This is a genomic window from Flavobacterium sp. GNP002, from assembly GCF_054343795.1.
The window spans coordinates 362,836-382,444 of sequence record NZ_JBTGUW010000001.1 but is presented as its reverse complement, the minus strand read 5'-3'; the positions used below and the strand labels follow the sequence as shown (position 1 = coordinate 382,444).

General features: G+C 33.9%; 20 protein-coding genes. 14 read left to right on the top strand and 6 right to left on the bottom strand.

Annotated elements, in window-relative coordinates; translation table 11 throughout:
* The first annotated feature begins 46 nt into the window (after positions 1-46).
* The 11 genes from hisS (at position 47) to ACXX80_RS01695 (ending at position 9,675) form a co-directional block, all read left to right on the top strand.
* Positions 47-1,417, top strand: a complete 1,371-nt coding sequence (gene hisS, locus ACXX80_RS01745; protein WP_458554067.1) for a histidine--tRNA ligase — start codon at positions 47-49, stop codon at positions 1,415-1,417.
* A gap of 309 nt (positions 1,418-1,726) precedes the next feature.
* Positions 1,727-2,299 (top strand): nucleotide exchange factor GrpE, encoded by a 573-nt coding sequence (locus tag ACXX80_RS01740; RefSeq protein WP_458551748.1) that lies wholly within the window; start codon positions 1,727-1,729, stop codon positions 2,297-2,299.
* 77 nt (positions 2,300-2,376) lie between these two features.
* Complete coding sequence (gene dnaJ / locus ACXX80_RS01735) at positions 2,377-3,492, top strand: molecular chaperone DnaJ (protein WP_091164593.1); 1,116 nt, start codon at positions 2,377-2,379, stop codon at positions 3,490-3,492.
* A gap of 143 nt (positions 3,493-3,635) precedes the next feature.
* A complete protein-coding gene (locus ACXX80_RS01730; protein WP_458551747.1) occupies positions 3,636-4,556 on the top strand; it encodes an ABC transporter ATP-binding protein in 921 nt (306 codons plus the stop codon).
* Between the two features lie 93 nt (positions 4,557-4,649).
* The gene (locus ACXX80_RS01725) at positions 4,650-5,966 is read left to right on the top strand and encodes an ABC transporter permease (protein ID WP_458551746.1); all 1,317 of its coding nucleotides are present in this window, start codon (positions 4,650-4,652) and stop codon (positions 5,964-5,966) included.
* Positions 5,967-6,040: 74 nt separating this feature from the next.
* Positions 6,041-7,204 (top strand): sigma-54-dependent transcriptional regulator, encoded by a 1,164-nt coding sequence (locus ACXX80_RS01720; protein ID WP_458551745.1) that lies wholly within the window; start codon positions 6,041-6,043, stop codon positions 7,202-7,204.
* 88 nt (positions 7,205-7,292) lie between these two features.
* A complete protein-coding gene (locus tag ACXX80_RS01715) occupies positions 7,293-8,015 on the top strand; it encodes a DEAD/DEAH box helicase (protein ID WP_458551744.1) in 723 nt (240 codons plus the stop codon).
* Between the two features lie 16 nt (positions 8,016-8,031).
* Positions 8,032-8,250 carry a DUF2007 domain-containing protein gene (locus tag ACXX80_RS01710; protein WP_113633582.1) on the top strand — a complete coding sequence of 73 codons (219 nt, stop codon included), beginning with the start codon at positions 8,032-8,034 and terminating at the stop codon, positions 8,248-8,250.
* Between the two features lie 34 nt (positions 8,251-8,284).
* A complete protein-coding gene (locus tag ACXX80_RS01705) occupies positions 8,285-8,530 on the top strand; it encodes a hypothetical protein (protein WP_165151777.1) in 246 nt (81 codons plus the stop codon).
* A 1-nt stretch (position 8,531) separates the two neighbouring features.
* Complete coding sequence (locus ACXX80_RS01700; protein WP_458551743.1) at positions 8,532-8,831, top strand: type II toxin-antitoxin system RelE/ParE family toxin; 300 nt, start codon at positions 8,532-8,534, stop codon at positions 8,829-8,831.
* Between the two features lie 46 nt (positions 8,832-8,877).
* Positions 8,878-9,675 (top strand): Cof-type HAD-IIB family hydrolase, encoded by a 798-nt coding sequence (locus ACXX80_RS01695; RefSeq protein WP_458551742.1) that lies wholly within the window; start codon positions 8,878-8,880, stop codon positions 9,673-9,675.
* A gap of 80 nt (positions 9,676-9,755) precedes the next feature.
* Here ACXX80_RS01695 and ACXX80_RS01690 read toward each other — a convergent pair whose 3' ends face one another.
* The 4 genes from ACXX80_RS01690 to ACXX80_RS01675 form a co-directional block, all read right to left on the bottom strand.
* A complete protein-coding gene (locus ACXX80_RS01690; protein WP_458551741.1) occupies positions 9,756-10,727 on the bottom strand; it encodes a hypothetical protein in 972 nt (323 codons plus the stop codon).
* 160 nt (positions 10,728-10,887) lie between these two features.
* The gene (locus ACXX80_RS01685) at positions 10,888-12,165 is read right to left on the bottom strand and encodes a PDDEXK-like family protein (RefSeq protein WP_458551740.1); all 1,278 of its coding nucleotides are present in this window, start codon (positions 12,163-12,165) and stop codon (positions 10,888-10,890) included.
* 297 nt (positions 12,166-12,462) lie between these two features.
* Entirely contained in the window at positions 12,463-12,651 is a 189-nt protein-coding gene (locus tag ACXX80_RS01680; RefSeq protein WP_458551739.1) for a 3'-5' exonuclease family protein, read from the bottom strand.
* Positions 12,651-13,550 carry a helix-turn-helix transcriptional regulator gene (locus ACXX80_RS01675; RefSeq protein WP_458551738.1) on the bottom strand — a complete coding sequence of 300 codons (900 nt, stop codon included), beginning with the start codon at positions 13,548-13,550 and terminating at the stop codon, positions 12,651-12,653. Before ACXX80_RS01675 ends, ACXX80_RS01680 begins: the two co-directional genes overlap by 1 nt.
* A 175-nt stretch (positions 13,551-13,725) precedes the next feature.
* On the opposite strand from ACXX80_RS01675, the gene mtaB reads away from it, so the two are divergent.
* Positions 13,726-15,054 (top strand): tRNA (N(6)-L-threonylcarbamoyladenosine(37)-C(2))-methylthiotransferase MtaB, encoded by a 1,329-nt coding sequence (gene mtaB, locus ACXX80_RS01670; protein ID WP_315207222.1) that lies wholly within the window; start codon positions 13,726-13,728, stop codon positions 15,052-15,054.
* A gap of 146 nt (positions 15,055-15,200) precedes the next feature.
* On the opposite strand, the gene ACXX80_RS01665 is transcribed toward mtaB, so the two are convergent.
* Positions 15,201-15,917, bottom strand: a complete 717-nt coding sequence (locus ACXX80_RS01665) for a 3-ketoacyl-ACP reductase (RefSeq protein ID WP_458551737.1) — start codon at positions 15,915-15,917, stop codon at positions 15,201-15,203.
* A gap of 128 nt (positions 15,918-16,045) precedes the next feature.
* Positions 16,046-16,882, bottom strand: a complete 837-nt coding sequence (locus ACXX80_RS01660) for a DUF6929 family protein (protein WP_458551736.1) — start codon at positions 16,880-16,882, stop codon at positions 16,046-16,048.
* A 197-nt stretch (positions 16,883-17,079) separates the two neighbouring features.
* Between ACXX80_RS01660 and ACXX80_RS01655 the strand changes: the two genes are divergently transcribed.
* Together ACXX80_RS01655 and ACXX80_RS01650 are read left to right on the top strand one after the other, a co-directional pair.
* Positions 17,080-17,952: a PPK2 family polyphosphate kinase gene (locus ACXX80_RS01655; RefSeq protein WP_458551735.1), complete on the top strand. Its 873-nt coding sequence runs from the start codon at positions 17,080-17,082 to the stop codon at positions 17,950-17,952.
* 195 nt (positions 17,953-18,147) lie between these two features.
* Complete coding sequence (locus ACXX80_RS01650; RefSeq protein WP_458551734.1) at positions 18,148-19,596, top strand: PhoX family protein; 1,449 nt, start codon at positions 18,148-18,150, stop codon at positions 19,594-19,596.
* The last annotated feature ends 13 nt before the right edge of the window (positions 19,597-19,609 follow it).

Here is a 19,609-nt window from a genome sequence, read left to right as displayed (position 1 = left end):
TTCAAGAATTCCCAAATCTGAAAATCTAAAATCCAATAATCAAAAAATGGCATCAAAACCGAGCATTCCAAAAGGAACCAGAGATTTTTCACCAACAGAGGTGGCAAAACGAAACTATATCATTCAGATTATAAAAAGTAATTTCGAGAAATTTGGTTTTCAACCGATAGAAACTCCTTCGTTCGAAAATTCCGAAACCTTAATGGGTAAATACGGAGAAGAAGGGGATCGATTGATTTTTAAAATATTGAATTCAGGAGACTATTTGGCCAAAGCCAATGCGACACATTTAGAAAATAAAGACAGTACTAAATTAACGTCAAGTATTTCTGAGAAAGCCTTGCGTTATGACTTAACCGTTCCGTTTGCGCGTTACGTTGTACAACATCAAAACGATATAGAATTTCCATTTAAAAGATACCAGATCCAACCTGTTTGGAGAGCAGATCGCCCACAAAAAGGCCGTTTCAGAGAATTTTTTCAATGTGATGCGGATGTGGTAGGTTCTAAATCGTTGTGGCAAGAAGTAGAACTGGTTCAATTGTATGATACTGTTTTTTCTGCTTTAGGTTTAGAAGGTGTAACTATCAAAATCAACAACAGAAAAATATTATCCGGGATTGCGGAAGTAATCGGTGCTTCGGACAAATTGATTGATTTTACGGTTGCGTTAGACAAACTCGATAAAATAGGCGAGGACGGCGTGAAAAAAGAAATGATGGAGAAAGGGATTTCAGAAGAAGCGATTCTGAAAGTACAGCCGTTATTTAATTTTACTGGAACTATTTCAGAGAAAATAAACCAACTTTCTGTTTTGCTTGCGGAGTCCAATGAAGGAATGAAAGGAGTTGAAGAGCTGCGTTTTATTTGTGAAAACGTTTCGAAACTTGGATTGTCAACAGCAATTTTAGACTTGGATGTAACCTTGGCCCGAGGATTGAATTATTACACAGGTGCTATTTTTGAAGTGGCTCCGCCAAAATCCGTAGCAATGGGATCCATTGGCGGCGGTGGAAGGTACGATGATTTGACTGGAATTTTTGGATTGAAAAATATGAGTGGCGTGGGAATTTCTTTTGGATTGGATCGAATCTATTTGGTTGTCGAAGAATTGAATTTATTTCCTGAAACCGTAACGGCAACTTCTAAAGCGTTGTTTATTAATTATGGCGATACAGAAGCTTTTTATGCAATGAAAGCGATAAAAGAATTAAGGAATTCAGGCATAAAGGTAGAATTGTATCCGGATAATGCGAAACTAGCAAAGCAGTTTCAGCATGCAGATAAAAGAGGGATTCCTTTTGCAGTAATCGCAGGAGAACAAGAAATGGCTGCCAATTCTTTTTCTCTTAAAAATTTAGTGAGTGGAGAGCAGACTTCAGTGGATTTTGAAGGTTTGAAAAACGCATTATTGTAGTTTTATTTTAAAAGCATAAAAAAAGCTTCGTCTACTATACGAAGCTTTTTTTAATATAAAATAATGGTGAATTAATAATTTGTAGGGATTCTTTAGTTTTTCATTTACAGAAAAATAACTGTAAATAATTGAAACAAATTTATATAAACTATATCGAGATAGTCTTAAAATTATATTAAAATTTTGAGTGTGTAAAATTGTTTTGATTAGTATAAAATTTAAAAAGAATTATAAATTCGACAAAAAGATGACAATTTGACATTTTAAAAGAATTGGCAGTACTTTTGCAATCCAAAGAAAAGAATAAAAATGAAGTTTAAGAATATTTTTAAAAATACAAGTAATATGACTACTGAAAATACAGAAATTGATCAAGAAATAGATGATGTGACATTAGAAAATAATGCAAATGGAGAGCAAATCATTATTGAGGAATTAAGTCTGGAAGAGCAATTGACTCAAGACTTAGCCAAAGAGAAAGACAAGTATTTACGATTATTTGCAGAATTTGAAAATTACAAACGTAGAACTACTAAAGAGCGTATAGAGTTGTTTAAAACGGCTAATCAAGAAGTTTTGCTTGCAATGCTTCCTGTATTAGATGATTTTGACAGAGCTTTGGTTGAAATAAACAAATCGGAAGACGAATTGTTAACAAAAGGTGTGGAGCTTATTCATGAAAAACTAAAAAGCACTTTAGTTTCTAAAGGATTAGAGCAAGTTGAGGTTAAGGCTGGAGACGCTTTTGATGCTGATTTTGCTGAAGCAATTACTCAGATTCCAGCGCCAAAGATGAAGGGAAAAATTGTTGATGTTCTTGAAAAAGGATACAAATTAGGAGACAAGATCATTCGTTTTCCAAAAGTTGTAATAGGGCAGTAGTAGAGACTCAGTTTATTAGGTCTTTACATCACGCATAGAGGCGCGCTACAGTGCGACTCAACAAAATAAAAATAAAAATGAAAAAAGATTTTTACGAAATATTAGGCATTTCAAAAAATGCTGATGCTGCTGAAATTAAAAAAGCATACCGAAAAAACGCTTTACAGTACCATCCTGACAAAAATCCTGGAGACAAATCGGCAGAAGATAAGTTTAAATTAGCTGCTGAAGCTTACGAAGTATTAAGTGATCCTCAGAAAAAAGCCAAATACGATCAATATGGGCATCAAGCTTTTGATGGTTCTGGCGGTTTTGGCGGAGGAGGTCATGGCGGAATGAATATGGATGACATATTCAGTCAGTTTGGGGATATTTTCGGAGGCGGTTTTGGTGGTTTCGGAGGAGGTGGAGGCGGAGGCGTTCGTCGTGCTAAAGGAAGCAACCTTCGTATCAAAGTAAAATTGACATTGGAAGAAATTGCCAATGGCGTTGAGAAAAAAGTAAAAGTAAAACGTAAAGTTCAAGCACCTGGAGTAACCTACAAAACATGTTCTACCTGTAATGGTCAAGGGCAAGTGATGCGCGTTACGAATACCATTTTGGGCAGAATGCAATCAGCTTCTACGTGTCCAACCTGTAGTGGTTCTGGTCAAATTTTAGACAAAAAACCATCAGAAGCAGATTCACAAGGAATGATTCTTGAGGATGAAACGGTTTCAATAAAAATACCTGCGGGTGTTGTAGACGGAATGCAATTGAAAGTTTCTAATAAAGGAAACGATGCTCCGGGAAACAGTATTCCAGGAGATTTGATTGTTGCAATTGAAGAATTGGAGCATGAGTTCTTGAAACGTGAAGGAGAGAATTTACATTACGATTTATACATCAGTTTTGCTGAAGCGGTTCTTGGGATTTCTAAAGATATTGAAGCTATAAACGGAAAAGTAAGAATAAAACTGGAAGAAGGAATTCAATCCGGTAAAATTCTAAGATTAAAAGGAAAAGGAATTCCAAGTATCAATGGCTACGGAAACGGAGATTTATTGGTTCATGTAAATGTTTGGACTCCAAAAACATTGAACAAAGAACAAAAACAGTTTTTTGAAAAAAATCTTACGGATGAGAATTTTATTCCAAATCCGGAGAAATCAGACAAGTCATTTTTTGAGAAAGTGAAAGACATGTTTTCATAATAAAAAAATCAGACTTGGTTTAACACGTCTAATTTTAAAAATACATTTCCCCATCCTTGTTAAAATAAGGATGGGTTTTTTATGTAACTATTCTAAGTATTTTGGTACTAATTATTTACTTTTACACCAACTAAAAAATAAGCATGAATAACATTCTTGAAGTGAATAAAGTTGTCAAGCAATACGGTGATTATGTGGCGCTTAACGAGGTTTCATTAACTGTCCCAAAAGGAAGTATCTACGGACTTTTAGGTCCAAATGGAGCCGGAAAAACATCACTGATCCGAATTATAAACCAAATTACATTGCCTGATAGCGGTGAAATTATTTTGGATGGTGAAAAACTGCAACCCAAACATGTTCAATATATAGGCTATTTACCCGAAGAAAGAGGATTGTACAACACGATGAAAGTGGGAGAACAATGCTTGTATTTGGCCCAAATGAAAGGACTTTCTAAGGCTGAAGCCAAAAAACAATTGGAGTATTGGTTCGAAAGATTAGAAATTCAAGGTTGGTGGAATAAGAAAATCCAAGAACTTTCTAAAGGAATGGCGCAGAAAATTCAGTTTGTGGTTTGCGTTTTGCACAAGCCTAAACTGTTGATTTTTGATGAACCTTTTTCTGGTTTTGATCCTGTAAATGCTAATATTATCAAAGATGAAATTCTGGCTTTGCGAGATCAAGGAGCTACCATAATTTTCTCGACTCACCGTATGGAAAGCGTTGAAGAATTATGTGACCATATTGCGCTGATTCATAAATCCAATAAACTCATTGAAGGAAAACTAGATGATGTAAAAAGACAATTTAAAACCAATAGTTTTGAAGTGGGCATTTTGTCGGAGAATGTAGAAGGATTGATGTATGCTATTACACAGAAATTCACTGTTGGTCCGGCTAATTTTAAATCATTGAACAACGAATTAAAACTGGAAATTCAACTAGGGAATGCCACGCCAAATGAGTTATTGAATATCCTCACACAACGCGGACAAGTAACTCATTTTGTAGAAAAAATTCCAAGTGTAAATGATATTTTTATTCAAACAGTAACACAATAGACTTTTCAGACTTCTTAGATTTTTAGAAAATCTAAAGGTTTATAATTCTAAGAGTGCAAAATGTCTAACAATCTAACAATCTAACAATCTAAAATGTCTATAGTATCATTAATTATAAAAAGAGAGTTTATTGCCAAGGTGCGGAATAAATCCTTTATTGTTATGACTTTTTTAAGTCCGTTACTATTTGTGGGAATTGCCGTTTTTGTGGCGTATTTAAGTTCCATGAAAGCAGATACCAAACGAATCGCTATTCATGACGAATCAGGTATGTTTGTAAAGGAATTTACATCCCAGAACAATAAAAACAAAGCGTACAAATACCTTGATTTATCTTTGATAGATTTAAAATTCCTGAAAGACAGTATCACAAATGAAAGCTATGAAGGATTATTGTATATCCCAAAGGCGAGTAATACTAAGGATTTCGAAAGTAAAATCCAGTTTATTTCAAACAGTAGTCCCAGTATTTCATTCATTGAAAATGTTCAGGATGTAATTGCAAATAAATTAACTAAAAATAATTTAGAAAAAGCACATTTAGATACGCTGGCAATTAAAAATGCCCAGTCAAAAGTGAATATTAGCCTGACAAAAGCATCCGGTGAAGAAAGTGTCAAAGGACTTAACGAAATCAAAATCGGGATTGGTGGCGCATTTGGATATCTTATTATGATGTTCATAATCATATATGGAAACATGGTGATGCGAAGTGTCATCGAAGAAAAAACCAGCCGAATAGTAGAAATTATAATTTCCTCAGTCAAACCATTTCAATTGATGATGGGAAAAATCATAGGAACTTCATTAGCAGGATTGTTGCAATTCCTTATTTGGGCAATAATCGGAATGTCATTAATGTTTGCAGCCTCTGTATTTTTTGGAGTAAATGTGGGTCCTACAGCCAGAGTTTCACCAGAAATGATGCAAACTGCACAGCAAGAAATGACCGGAACTGCCCAAATGTATATTAAGGAATTATGGAATTTACCCATTGCAAGTATTTTGATTGGATTTGTGATTTACTTCATTGGCGGTTATTTTCTGTACAGTTCCTTTTACGCGGCAATTGGTGCCGCAGTAGATAATCAAACGGATTCACAGCAATTTTTGTTGCCAATCATTATGCCGTTAATGTTGAGCGTTTACGTTGGTTTTTTTACAGTTATCAATGATCCACATGGCACAGTTGCAGTTGTTTTTTCAATGATTCCGCTTACCTCACCAATAGTAATGTTGATGCGAATTCCGTTTGGCGTACCTTTGTGGCAAATCGCCATATCTGTAACATTGTTGTTCGGAAGTTTCTTTTGTGTCGTTTGGTTTGCCGCAAAAATATACCGAATAGGAATACTTATGTATGGCAAAAAACCAACGTGGAGTGAAATGTACCGCTGGTTGAAATATTAAATTTAGATTAATTCGGTTATTCGGTTAATCGATTAAACAAATAGCCGAATTAACGATTAAACAAATTATCAAAAATGAGTAAAATACTAATCATAGAAGACGAAGCCGCAATTCGAAGAGTACTCACAAAAATACTCTCTGAAGAAAATGATACTTATCAGGTTGAAGAAGCTGAAGATGGTGTTGCAGGTCTCGAAAAAATAAAGAACAACGATTACGATTTGGTTTTGTGCGACATCAAAATGCCGAAAATGGATGGTGTTGAGGTATTAGAAGCAGTCAAAAAAATCAAACCCGAAATTCCTATGGTGATGATTTCCGGTCATGGCGATATGGAAACGGCAATTAATACAATGCGTTTGGGAGCGTTTGATTACATTTCAAAACCACCCGATTTAAACCGATTATTGAATACGGTTCGCAATGCTTTAGACAAAAAACAGCTCGTAGTTGAGAATAAAATCCTAAAGAAAAAAGTCAGTAAAAACTACGAAATGATTGGCGAAAGTGAAGCTATCAATCACATCAAAGTGATGATTGAGAAGGTTGCTCAAACCGAAGCCAGAGTTTTAATCACGGGACCCAACGGAACCGGAAAAGAATTGGTTGCCCATCAATTACACGAAAAAAGCGAGCGCGCTAATTTCCCTTTAATTGAAGTAAACTGTGCTGCGATTCCATCTGAGTTGATTGAAAGTGAATTATTCGGTCACGTAAAAGGAGCGTTTACTTCGGCTGTCAAAGATCGCGCAGGAAAATTTGAAGCGGCGGATAAAGGGACTATTTTCTTAGATGAAATTGGTGATATGAGTCTTTCGGCACAAGCCAAAGTATTACGTGCTTTACAGGAAAGTATGATTACCAGAGTAGGAGCGGACAAAGATATCAAAGTGGATGTTCGTGTCGTAGCGGCAACTAATAAAGATTTGAAAGTCGAAATTGCCGAAGGGCGTTTCCGTGAAGATTTATACCATCGTTTAGCCGTGATTTTGATAAAAGTTCCGGCTTTGAATGAAAGACGAGATGATATCCCGATGTTGATTTCGCATTTTGCGGATAAGATTGCTTCGGAGCAAGGGAATGCAGTCAAAAAATTCTCTTCAGCAGCGATTAATTTGTTAAAAGAATACGATTGGACAGGAAATATACGTGAATTGCGAAATGTAGTAGAACGCCTGATCATCCTTGGCGGAAGCGATATTTCTGAGAATGATGTGAAGTTATTTGCGTCGAAATAAAATTAATTTAATGATTTAAAAATTCAATGATTTAAAGATTTGATAATAGTTTTAATCTTTTAATTTTTAATCTTTCAATATAAAATAAATGAAACTAAAAAAAATAAACGAAGAGTTACAACAAGCTTTAATTGAAAACGGTTTGACTGAAGCCAATGCGATGCAAAAAGAAACATTTTCGACACTAAAAAGTGGTTCGGATTGTATTATTATTGCACCAAAAGGAAGCGGGAAATCAACAACAATTGTGCTAAATGTAATTCAGAGATTGGCAGGTGCAACCGAAGAATCGCCAAGGGCTTTGGTTATTGTCGAAGACAAAGCGAAAGTATTGGAAATGGAATCGCTTTTCGAAAAATACGGAAAGAATTCTAATTTAGAAGTTTATGGTGTCCATGACAAAGGTGATATGGAATACGATAAAAATTATATCTCCAGCGGAATTGACGTGTTGATTGGGACTCCAAATAAGTTAAGTGAAATGTTTACTACGGCTGGATTTAACGTAAACCGATTGAAAATGTTTATCCTTGATGATGCTGATCCAATCTTGAAATTACGTCATGAGACAAAAATCATGCGTATTTCGAATAGCATTGTTAGAACCCAACGTATTATTTTCTCGGAACAATTTACGGAACGAATAGAAGTTCTTGCTGAAAAAATGTTAGAGGAACCTTATGAATTCGATTTTGATGGAGAAGATGAGGATGAAGAAGATGAGGATGAAGAAGATGAAGAAAACTTGGATTCAGATGCAGAAGAGGATTTTGAGGAATTAGAAGGAGATGAAGAAAACGTTACAAAATAATTAAATAAAGAGTGAAATGGGATTAATGAAAGTGTTTTCGGGAAGTGAAATTTTAGCAATGGCGTTACAAGAAAAAATTGAAGCGATTGGTGTAAATGTAGTAGTGAAAAATAATATACAATCGGCTCGATTGGGAGGATTTGGAAATTCAGATTTAGCGGTTGAATTGTTCGTTCAAGAAACGGAATTTGCAAAAGTAAACCCTGTTATTGAAGAATTCAGAATGAGTATTTAAATTAGTATATTTGCTATTCAAATACCTCTATAAGATGGATATAGCTGCAAAAAAGATAGAATTGATGGATTGGTTACTTCATATTGATGATGAAAGTAAACTGAAAAAAATAATAGCGCTTAAATCTGTTTTAGACCAGGAAGTTGTTGCGCATACCATAAGTGGTTATCCAGTTGATAAGGAAGAGTACATTACTATGGTAAAAGAGGCTGATGAACGAATTTCATCGGGAAAATACACAACTATTGAAGATCTAGAGAAGGAAATCGAGAAATGGTAATATGCAAAAGCTAATTACCATACTTTGGGATAATGAAGCGAAAGCAGATTTGAAATTAATATTTGAATTTATCAAGTTAAAATCACCCCAAGGAGCGAGGAACGTTATCAGAGATATTGTCCTTCAAAGTAAAAACATTCATTTTGTAGAACAATATCAAGTAGATGAATTCTTAGGGGAACCATACAGAAGAATGATTGTTCGAGATTATAAAATTATTTATAAAATTCATTCTGAAACTGAAATTCGTATTCTTCAAATTTTTGACACTCGTCAGAATTCAATCAAATTGAAAAAGTAATTCATGAATCAGCAGTAATTGAGATTACTACGTTTAAAAAATAAAAATGAAATATAAAATGTTGGTTTTGGACATGGATGATACTTTGTTGAACGACGATCATACCATTTCAAACGAGAATAAAGTAATGTTGGCTAAGGCAAGAGAATTGGGGGTGCATATTGTTTTGGCATCCGGAAGACCAACCCCAGCGATGATTGCTTACGCTAAAGAATTACAATTAGATAATTCCTACATGATATCGTATAATGGCGCTGTCATTACAGATTTAAAAGAAGATAAAATAATTTTTGAGCAAACGTTAACCCAAGAACAAATCCATGAATTGTATGATTACAGTTTGAAAAGTAAGACACACATTATTACTTATGTTGATGGGAAAATTGTGAGTGAAACGGATTCTGAATATATTGAAATCGAAAAAAACATTACTGGTTTAGCCCACAACAAAGTGGTAAGTTTTAAAGAGGAAGTTCAATCTTCAGCTGTAAAATGTATTTTGTTAGAAGAGCCTGGTTACTTAAAAGAAGTAGAGAAAGATTTGAAAGCCGCGATGCCACATCTTAGTGTCAGCATGTCAAAACCTTTCTTTCTTGAAGTAGCTCAAAACGGAATTGATAAAGGAGCCAGTATTAAATTTTTAGCCAAAAAACTGGGTATACTTCAAAGTGAAATTATTGCTGTTGGAAACGCAGGAAATGATTTAACCATGATTGAATATGCTGGATTGGGCGTTTGGGTCGATAATGTAGATCCTGAATTGAGAGATAAAGGAGATGTTATCGTGGCGTCAAATAATAATCATGGTGTGGCTGAAGTGGTGAGACGATTTATCTTGAAATAAATTTTTAATCAAAAAATAATAATTTATCATCCGATACTTAGTCTCTTAAAAGAGCTGAGTATCGGTGTAGAAAATTATTTTTAAGATTTATTTTCCGAAGAATCAAATTCAGACATTATGATTGTAATAGATAAAGATTTTCCTAGGTTTTTATCTTCGCTGACTGTCATAATAATGTCAGCTTTATTTCCCACTCTTTCTTGAATAATATCGTTGATTACACCGGTCTCATCTAAATTCATTTCGATGACATCTGATGAGATATGAAGTAAAATAGTTTTAGTTTTCTCAATTATTGTATTATTTAATAAAGGAGTTGAAAGTGCCAACCTAATTGCTTTTTTAGCTCTGTTTCTACCAGAAACAACTGCAAAACCAACGAGTAATTGTTCGCTATTACCTAATTCCGATTGTATTTCTTTCATGGCTAAAAGGTTTCGGTTTTTAACAAATTCTTTTACAAAAGAAGAATTAATATTTTTTAGATTATACTCATAAAAAGCTGCTGGATAACTATCAAGAATCATTGAAGTTGTAAACTGATTTTTTGTTTTTTGACAACTTGAATTCACCGTGTTTTTTTTATATAGTAAGGAAAATAAGTCATAATTCCATACTACACCTTTGAGAAAATATTCTTTTTTTAAACGACATATTGTTTCATTTGCGCTTGGATTTCTAAGGTGTAAAAATTCTTTTATGTTTGCATCTTCTGTTCTTGCCAAAGACATGAAAAACAAAGCCATATAATCGAGGTATTTTATGGGCATATAATCAAATTCAAAAAATAATTGCAGTGTCGTGTCAAAAGAAATCACGTGGTGATTTTTTTTGGTTTTTAAAATTTCGTATTCCTTTTCAAAACCAGAAAAAACGATAACAGCAATACAAATGTCAGCATTAGAGATTTCAATTGAATGCGTTTTTTGGATTACAACAAGATTTTCGTGTTCCTTAAAATCAACCATATAGGCTAATGTTTTACTTATTACTTCATTTTTTAAATTGTCAAGTAAAATACAATGTTCTAATCTATCGTATGCAAATTTCATTTTAGTTAATTTTAAATTTTGCCTACTCTAGTTGGTTTTCGGCTTTCCCAGAAGACGAAATTAGGAGGCAAGTAGGACAAAAGACGGCAGAGTGAAATTTATTGCATAAAAAAACGACACTCGGGTGGGTGTGTCGTTTTTTGAGGATAGTTTTTAATATTTAATTAGAGATTTTTTCAATTTCAATGATTTCCTTTATTACTGATATTATTTCTTGGTAAACTTTTCCTTCTTTGCCTTTTGCTACATCTTCCCAAATTTCAGGAGAATCCCCCCAATTATTAAATTCCGAATTTTTATAAATCCAAAAGGGAGTAGAAAGGAAATTATATTTATTTTCGATTTTTTCAATTAAATCTTCTAGACCTTCTTTCTTTCTAAAGCCAAAAAAAACATTTTCTGAAAATGGTGAATTATCATTTTTCCTTCCAAAAAACACTCCAATTGTATTCTTTTTTATAACTGTAAAATTCAAATATACACCGCAATATTCTGCATCATTATTTATATCAACAATATCTATATTATTAGCTCCTTCAATTTCTTTGAATCCTATCTTGTTTTTTAAATTATCAATAAATGTATTGTATAATTCCCGTTTTAAATTATATATAGTTGTATGTATTTCAAAAGCACTTTTAATATTCTCTTCAGGATTTTCTAGTATTGTTGATACAATTTTCTTTTTCATTTTTTCGCTCATTGTTTGGAATGTTATTTTTTCAATTAATGCTAAATATTGTTGTAAAGTTGATTTTAATAAGGGTTTTAATTCTCGATTTTCAAGGCACTTTTTTATCCAATTTCTTATGTGAAATTCAAATGAAATTGGATAATACAAGCAATTATTGTTTTTATTGTTTTCAGAGAAAAGTTTGTATTCACTTATTTCTGTATGTATAAAATTATAGCCTCTTATTATTCCATTTAACTTTTCTTCTTTTTCTATTTTTTTTCCGAACAATGTTAAATAGAGAATCTTGTACTCTTTTTTCTTTGTTTTGGCATAATTGTCATATCGAATTAACTGAAGAGGTTGATCAATAGCATATAATTTATTTTCAATAATTAGAATTTGATTTTTATCTTCTAGAATTAAATCAATTCTGCCTCCAGTAATATTCTCCCAATCTATATCTAAACTAACAGTCTTTTCACAAATTTTATCATTAATCAAAGTGTCAAAATTATTTAATTCAATATCTGACCCAAAGGAATTTTGCACTTCACTAATAAAAAATTTTAAAAAAACATCTCCTTGCCCATGAGAACCGTTAGGATTCAATAGTTCACCTATAATTGAGGAATGAGTATTAACTTCACTATGCTCCATATTCATAACAGAAAAAACATTAAAATTCTCTTCAGTAATTTTTGCTTTTTCATATTCTCTTCGAATACTTGAAACTTGTTGTAAAAGGGTTTTTATTTTATCCATAAATTTTATTTTCTATTTTCATTCAAACTTTTCAAATACAACTCCGCACAAGCTCTAGCATCGCTCAGCGCATTGTAATGATTAAGTGGAATATTGTGTTCTTGGCACAAGTTAGCTAAATTTGACCTATAAATCTTATAAGTACAGAATTTATTATAGTCAGGAATTGGTAAATTATAGTAGTTGAGTGTTTTGTTCAAAACTGGAAAGTCAAAGCCAAAACCATTATGAGCAATTACATTATGGCCTTCTATAAAGGGAATAATTTGATGCAAACTTGGTCGAAAGTGGTTGCATTCACAGTGTCTTTGCGGTAATTCCGTGTATGTCCGTAAAGCGACTCCAGTAACAATTATTGGGAGGTTGTACTAATAGATTAATTTCTTTGGTAATGATTCCGTTTTCAACTCTAACCAATCCAACTTGGCAAATACTCCAACGGTAGCCTTGTGTCGTTTCAAAATCTATGGCTGTAAAATTTTTCATTATTGATACAAATTTGACATTTTCGAAATGCTATTTTTGATTTCATTTTGAAGCGAAATAGGAGATATAACCTTTACGTTACTACCGTATTTCAAGAGTTCCATTATAATATCATTGGTCGTATGAATGCATATTTCTAGCAGGACTGTATCCTCGGTTTCTTCCACAATGCTTTGGGATTCGTGCAACGGAAATGTTTTGATGTAGTTGCCTTGTTGCTTGGAAAATTCCAAAACTACTTTTTCGGCACGAGCATAAGTCTCGACTCCAAAGGCGTGTTGAAATTCTTTTTCTACATGATAAGGAAAAGGTTTGAACTTGGTATCTGTGATTTTTAGACTTGAGATTCGGTCTAGTCCAAAGGTTTTTACAGTTTCATCTTTTTTATCCAAAGCAACCAAATACCATCTTTGTTGCGATTCTTTTATGGCAATTGGTTTTACTTCCCGTAGCGTACTAAAATCTTCCCAATGTTTTTGATGAGTAAATTTTAAAATAGCGCGGTTTTGTATCGCATGAATAATCCCGTAGATGTTTCGGGTTCCCAATGATTTTCGTTTTTCAAGAAACACACTAGGCGAGAGTTTATCTCCTTCTTGAAGTGCATGATGTATCGAAAAGGCATCGATCATTCGTGTCACGGATTGGTCTTCTATTTCTTCTTCATCAATAGTATAGCTTTTGTCTTTTCGGTTGTATTGAATAACGATTCCAAAAAGAGTTGTAATATCTTTTTTATCGCGTTCAAAAGTTCGTATGGCATACTCAAAAGTCATATCAATATCGTCTTGTTGTAGTTTATGTATCACATGATCTTGCAGTTCACTAAAACTACAAGGTCTGCTTCTCAAGCGGTCGATAACGTACAAATACCTTTTAAAATAGATTAATTTTGACATAATGATTTGATTTGTTTTTCAAAGATAAGTAGTTTGTCTGCCGTTATGTGACGGAGTGAATAAATCTTAATTAAAGTGTTTCTTAAAAATGGAGATAATCTAATGTTTTAATGGATTTGTTTGTAAATTTGCGCACTCAATTTTTTGACAACGATTTCATTAATTGAGTTATCTTATGGAAAACAGAAAAAAAGTAGCCTTTTATACCTTAGGCTGTAAACTAAACTTCTCAGAGACTTCTACAATTGCCCGTAACTTACAAGACGAAGGATTTGACCGTGTTGATTTTGAAGAAGTGGCTGATATGTACGTGATTAATACCTGTTCAGTTACTGAAAATGCTGATAAACAATTCAAACAAGTCGTGCGAAAAGCAATGAAATTGAATGATAAAGCATTTGTTGCGGCTGTGGGTTGTTATGCGCAATTGAAGCCGGAAGAATTAGCAAGCGTAGATGGAGTGGATTTAGTTCTTGGTGCAACTGAAAAATTTAAATTGGCAGATTATATCAATGATTTGTCGAAAAATGATTTTGGCGAAGTGCATTCCTGTGAAATTGCCGAAGCTGATTTTTATGTTGGGAGTTATTCGATAGGAGACAGAACCCGTGCTTTCTTAAAAGTTCAGGATGGTTGTGATTACAAATGTACGTATTGCACGATTCCGTTAGCAAGAGGAATTTCTAGAAGTGATGAACTGGAAAATGTATTGAAAAATGCTTCAGAAATTTCGAAGCAAAACATAAAAGAAATTGTTCTTACCGGAGTAAATATTGGGGATTACGGAAAAGGTGAATTTGGAAATAAAAAACACGAACATACCTTCTTAGAATTAGTTCAGGAATTAGACAAAGTAGAAGGAATCGAAAGATTGCGAATTTCATCTATTGAACCCAATTTATTGAAAAATGAAACCATTGAATTTGTATCGAAAAGTAGAACTTTTGTTCCGCATTTTCATATTCCGTTGCAATCTGGAAGCAATGACATTTTGAAATTGATGAAACGTCGTTACCAACGCGAAGTATATACGGAACGCGTAAATAAAATTCGCGAAGTGATGCCGCATGCTTGTATTGGCGTAGATGTAATTGTAGGTTTTCCGGGTGAAACAGACGAGCATTTCCTAGAGACCTACCATTTCTTGAATGAAATGAATATTTCGTATTTACACGTATTCACGTATTCGGAACGAGATAATACTGAAGCTGCTGCAATGGAAGGAGTTGTTCCTGCTAATGTTCGTGCTAAACGCAGCAAAATGTTGCGCGGTTTGTCCGTAAAAAAACGCCGTGCTTTTTACGAAAGTCAATTGGGAAGTAATAGAACTGTTTTGTTCGAAAGTGAAAATAAAGAAGGATACATTCACGGTTTTACTGAAAATTACGTAAAAGTAAAAACGCCTTGGAATCCTGAATTAGTCAATACCTTACACGATATTAATTTGACGAAAATTGATGAAGATGGAAGTGTACGAATGGATTTTGTTTCGGCTTTGGTTTAATTATTAAACATGTAAGTCATTTAAGTTTTTAAACCATTAAGAGATTAAGTTTCATTAAGTCTTCCGCTTAATTTTCTTAATCTCTTAATGGTTTTTTTATTAAATATTGGTCATTCGACTTTAAGACTTTTGACTTTCGACTAATTTTAAGGATTCGTAGACCAAATACTGCTGTTTTTGATGAAAACGCGTCGGTTTAGTTTCAGTTGCGCGATGATTAATTCAGCCATATCTTCAGCTTGCATTACTTTATCAGGATTTCCATCGGTCAGGTTTAATTCTTTGGCCATATCTGTGGCAACGGTACTTGGCGTTAATGCGGTTACACGAATATTATGCTTGCGAACTTCCTGCATCAGCGATTCTGTTAATCCTAAAACAGCAAATTTAGAAGCACTATAAGCGCTCGTTAATGCATTTCCGCTTAATCCTGCTGTTGAAGAAATATTGATGATATCGCCCGTTTGTCTTTCAATCATATTTGGCAAAACGGCACGAGTTACGTAGTATGTTCCCATTAAGTTTACCTGAATAATGCGTTCCCAATCAGTTGGTTCTAATTCCAGGAATTTTCCAAAAGCGGCTATTCCGGCATTATTGATTAAAATATCAATGGTTCCAAATTCGGCTAATGCTTTTTCTACTGCACTATTTACCGAATTGATATCAGCAACATCAGCAGTTATTGCCACTGCTTTTACTCGTAAAGAACGCACTTTTGCAGCTACACTGTCTATCTCTTCTTGCGTACGTGCTACTAAAATTATATTTACGCCTTCTTTGGCTAAGGCCAAAGCGATTGCTTTACCAATTCCTTTTCCTGCGCCGGTGATTAGGGCATTTTTATTTTTTAAGTCTGTCATTTTGTATATTATTTTAGGCCAAAAAAGTCTTAGTTTACTGTAAAAGTAGTAGGTTTTATAGTTGAAATCTATTTTGATTTTCTATTTAATCTAAATTTAACGTTCTGTGATTTTGACTGAAATGAATATTATTTTTTGTCTAAAGTTAATTTATAAATATCTGTTTCTAAAACTTCGGTGTCTTTATCTTCACAAAGCAGGAATTCTATTTTTTCTTTTGAATTTGCGTACAAAGTCAATCCTTCGAATTTATGGGTGCTACTAATTTTTTGTGTAAAATCGATTTTCATGGTTTTCAGGTTGATACTCCCAATAAGGCTTCCTAAAACTTCGCCATCATCATATGTAGATTCGGTATCTTCGGCTGTGGCCAAAAAATAAATGCTATTGTCAACTAAAATAGCATCGGTAAAACTACTGCGCACTCCTTTTATTTTTGGGAGTTTGTAGTCGTTTGAAAGAATAGCAAAATCGTTAGTCAGATTTTTTCCTTCGATGGTGAAAAGGACATTTTTATTGGAGCTTCCGTTCCCACGATTTAATAAAAACCAACTTTCGCCATTATAGATGGCGCCTTCGAGGTTGAAATCTTCGGGTTTTATTTCTCCAAAATTTTGCATTACGGCATACAAATCGGTGAGGTCATTTGTGGCGATTATCTTTTTATCAGTAGCATTGACTTGTATCATTTTGTTTCTTTTTTCGGTGGAACCGGAGCCAAAAACATACAAACTATCACCAAAATGGGTTATGGCTTCGAAATCTGCTTTATCTTTTTTTAGCGTGTTCTCTGTTGGGTTTTCCAGTAACGGATGGCGTTTTAAATCATGGGAATCCATGTGGTATTCATAAAGAAAACCACTGTTGTCACCAATAATCAGTAGGGAATTGTCTTTGTAAATAAGTCCTGATGCGGAACCAATACCTATGATTTGAAATAATAATTCGAGTGTGAATTTTTCCATTGTATTTGATTTGAATAGGAGTGCCTAGCCCAGATTACTTCACCTAATTTCTATCTTCATAGGAGTTCAGTGAACTTTGTTTGAAGAGGAAATCCTTTTATTATTTTTCTTTAAAATAATAAAAGATTGCAACGAATAGCTGGAAAATGCTCCTTATAATTTGTTATATTTGAGTTTACAAAGATAAAATATTTCTTATGAAGTCTATAAACCCCGATGATTTTAAAGTGATTGGCAAAATTGATTTGTCTAAAATCCCTACAAACTTGTTTAATGGAGCCAGTGAGGATGATAAAGAGGAAAAACTGGACAAAGTTCAGGAGAAATTGAGCGAGTTGCAGGATGTGATGTACGCGCACAATCGATATGGCGTTTTGATTTGCTTGCAAGGCATGGATACTTCTGGGAAGGATAGTCTGATTCGGGAAGTTTTCAAGGAATTTAATCCGCGTGGTGTTGAGGTGCATAGTTTTAAAACACCCAATTCAACGGAGCTGGAACACGATTACCTGTGGCGACATTATTTGGCTTTGCCAGAAAAAGGGAAATTCGCTGTTTTTAACAGAACACATTATGAGAATGTTTTGGTGACACGCGTTCACCCAGAATATATTTTGAATGAAAATTTGCCTGGAATTGAAAAAGTAGAAGATGTGACGCCACAGTTTTGGGAAGATCGATTGGAGCAAATTAATAATTTTGAAAAGCACATTACACAAAACGGAACTATTGTTTTGAAGTTTTACTTTCATATGAGTAAGGAAGAGCAACGCAAGCGCTTGCTGCGAAGATTAGAAGAAGTAGAGCACCATTGGAAATTTTCGCCTGGAGATTTGAAAGAGCGCGAGCATTGGGATGAATACATGCAGTATTATGAAGAGGCAATTAATAAAACGGCTACTGAAAATGCGCCGTGGTATATTATTCCGGCTGATGATAAGGAAATGGCACGTTATGTTGTTGCCAAAATTATTTGGGAAGAAATGCAAAAATATACTGACATTAAGGAACCACAGTTAGACGAAAAAGTGAAAGCTAATTTTGAAATGTATAAAGAAATGCTGAAGTAAGAGAATTAATTTAATAGATTTTCTTACTAAAGTTACTTGAAGTTTATTATTGCATTACGGTATTGTTAGTATGTAAAATTATTGTTTTTCTCGTGTTTAACAAAAAGTCAACTCTTGGCTTTTTGTTAATATTCAATTCATTCAGAGTTTAAATTGACGGCATTACTTTGCTTGAAATTTAAACAATCAACCAAGATGAAAAGAATTATTTTACCAATGTTATTTTTAGTATCCTTAATCTCATGTGAGAATGATGCTAAATCTTCTAATGAACCAACGAGTGTTGTTTTAGCGAATCAATCAGCGACTCCTGTCTTATTGAAAAAGCAAGCTGGTTTTGAAAGCTTAGAGCTTTTTTCATTGATTGGTTCTGACGATGTTTTGGCAGGAAGCCCAAATTTTGTTTTTGGAGGTTCTGCAGATGGATCAGGATTATTGAAAAATGCTGATGGTACTTTTACTTTTTTGGTGAATCACGAAGACAATTTTGCGGTATCAAGAGTAACTTTTGACAAAACATTCAAACCTACAAAAGGAGAATATTTATTGAACTCTAATGGTGGAACTTGGAGGTTATGTGGTGCTACAATGGCAACAGTTGCTGAAAATGGTTTTGGTCCATTGTATTTAACTTGTGGAGAATCTGGTGAAGAATCGCGCACTCATGCCATAAATCCTTTTGGAGATGTTGCTTCTGCTTCGGTTTCTAAAGAATTACCTGCTTTAGGAAGAATAAGTGCTGAAAATGCTTTGCCATTAAAAGCGTCTGCATTTGCAGGAAAAACGGTAGTTGTAATTGGAGATGATGATTCAGGAACGTATGGCGGTCAAGTATTTATGTATGTTTCAAACACTGTTGGTGATTTAACGAATGGTTCTTTATACATGATGAAAAGAACGGATAACAATCAGAGAGAGAAAGATATGGTTGTCAATCAATCGTACGGTGTTTCTTTTGTGAAAATTGAGAACCATACTACAATGACAGGAGCGGCTATAAATGCTTCTGTAAATACATTGAAAGGAATCAAATTTGGAAGAGTAGAGGATTTGGATTATAAAAAAGGTTCAGATGCTGGAGCAAGAGAAATCTATTTTAATGTTACAGGACAAAATACAACCGGAACCAATGCAGATGCTTCAAGAACAAAATATGGTAGAGTTTACAAATTGAACTTGGATGCAAGCAATCCTTTGGCTGGTACTCTTGAAGTAATTCTTGATGGAGATGACCGTACCGGAATTGCAGGGAAATTCCAAAATCCAGATAATATCTGTGTGACAAAAAACTACGTTTATGTTCAGGAAGATGCCAATGGATATGGTGATGAAACACATGACGCTTACATCTATCAATACAACATGGCGACAAAACAATTGAAAGTGGTTGTTGAGTTAGACCACCGTCGTACGGCTTCAGATGCTACTAAATATAATGTAGGAGGAACAAGTAAATTTGGGGATTGGGAATACGGAGCCATGATTGATGTTTCTGAACAATTAGGGATTGATGATACTTTCTTATTGAGTGTTCAGCCTCATACTTGGAGAGGGACAAAATATAAAGGTGTTGATGGAGGAACGAATCGTCCAAATGAAGATCAGGCAAGCCAAATTGTTTTAATCAAAGGATTAGCACGATAATAAACCCTATCAC

Coding starts and splice junctions, on each gene's coding strand:
- ACXX80_RS01655 (WP_458551735.1), top strand. CDS start 17,080: ATGAAGTCTATAAACCCCGATGATTTTAAAGTGATTGGCAAAATTGAT.
- ACXX80_RS01660 (WP_458551736.1), bottom strand. CDS start 16,882: ATGGAAAAATTCACACTCGAATTATTATTTCAAATCATAGGTATTGGT.
- ACXX80_RS01665 (WP_458551737.1), bottom strand. CDS start 15,917: ATGACAGACTTAAAAAATAAAAATGCCCTAATCACCGGCGCAGGAAAA.
- ACXX80_RS01740 (WP_458551748.1), top strand. CDS start 1,727: ATGAAGTTTAAGAATATTTTTAAAAATACAAGTAATATGACTACTGAA.
- ACXX80_RS01730 (WP_458551747.1), top strand. CDS start 3,636: ATGAATAACATTCTTGAAGTGAATAAAGTTGTCAAGCAATACGGTGAT.
- ACXX80_RS01690 (WP_458551741.1), bottom strand. CDS start 10,727: ATGAAATTTGCATACGATAGATTAGAACATTGTATTTTACTTGACAAT.
- mtaB (WP_315207222.1), top strand. CDS start 13,726: ATGGAAAACAGAAAAAAAGTAGCCTTTTATACCTTAGGCTGTAAACTA.
- ACXX80_RS01675 (WP_458551738.1), bottom strand. CDS start 13,550: ATGTCAAAATTAATCTATTTTAAAAGGTATTTGTACGTTATCGACCGC.
- ACXX80_RS01700 (WP_458551743.1), top strand. CDS start 8,532: ATGCAAAAGCTAATTACCATACTTTGGGATAATGAAGCGAAAGCAGAT.
- ACXX80_RS01650 (WP_458551734.1), top strand. CDS start 18,148: ATGAAAAGAATTATTTTACCAATGTTATTTTTAGTATCCTTAATCTCA.
- dnaJ (WP_091164593.1), top strand. CDS start 2,377: ATGAAAAAAGATTTTTACGAAATATTAGGCATTTCAAAAAATGCTGAT.
- ACXX80_RS01710 (WP_113633582.1), top strand. CDS start 8,032: ATGGGATTAATGAAAGTGTTTTCGGGAAGTGAAATTTTAGCAATGGCG.
- ACXX80_RS01705 (WP_165151777.1), top strand. CDS start 8,285: ATGGATATAGCTGCAAAAAAGATAGAATTGATGGATTGGTTACTTCAT.
- ACXX80_RS01725 (WP_458551746.1), top strand. CDS start 4,650: ATGTCTATAGTATCATTAATTATAAAAAGAGAGTTTATTGCCAAGGTG.
- ACXX80_RS01680 (WP_458551739.1), bottom strand. CDS start 12,651: ATGAAAAATTTTACAGCCATAGATTTTGAAACGACACAAGGCTACCGT.
- ACXX80_RS01715 (WP_458551744.1), top strand. CDS start 7,293: ATGAAACTAAAAAAAATAAACGAAGAGTTACAACAAGCTTTAATTGAA.
- ACXX80_RS01720 (WP_458551745.1), top strand. CDS start 6,041: ATGAGTAAAATACTAATCATAGAAGACGAAGCCGCAATTCGAAGAGTA.
- hisS (WP_458554067.1), top strand. CDS start 47: ATGGCATCAAAACCGAGCATTCCAAAAGGAACCAGAGATTTTTCACCA.
- ACXX80_RS01685 (WP_458551740.1), bottom strand. CDS start 12,165: ATGGATAAAATAAAAACCCTTTTACAACAAGTTTCAAGTATTCGAAGA.
- ACXX80_RS01695 (WP_458551742.1), top strand. CDS start 8,878: ATGAAATATAAAATGTTGGTTTTGGACATGGATGATACTTTGTTGAAC.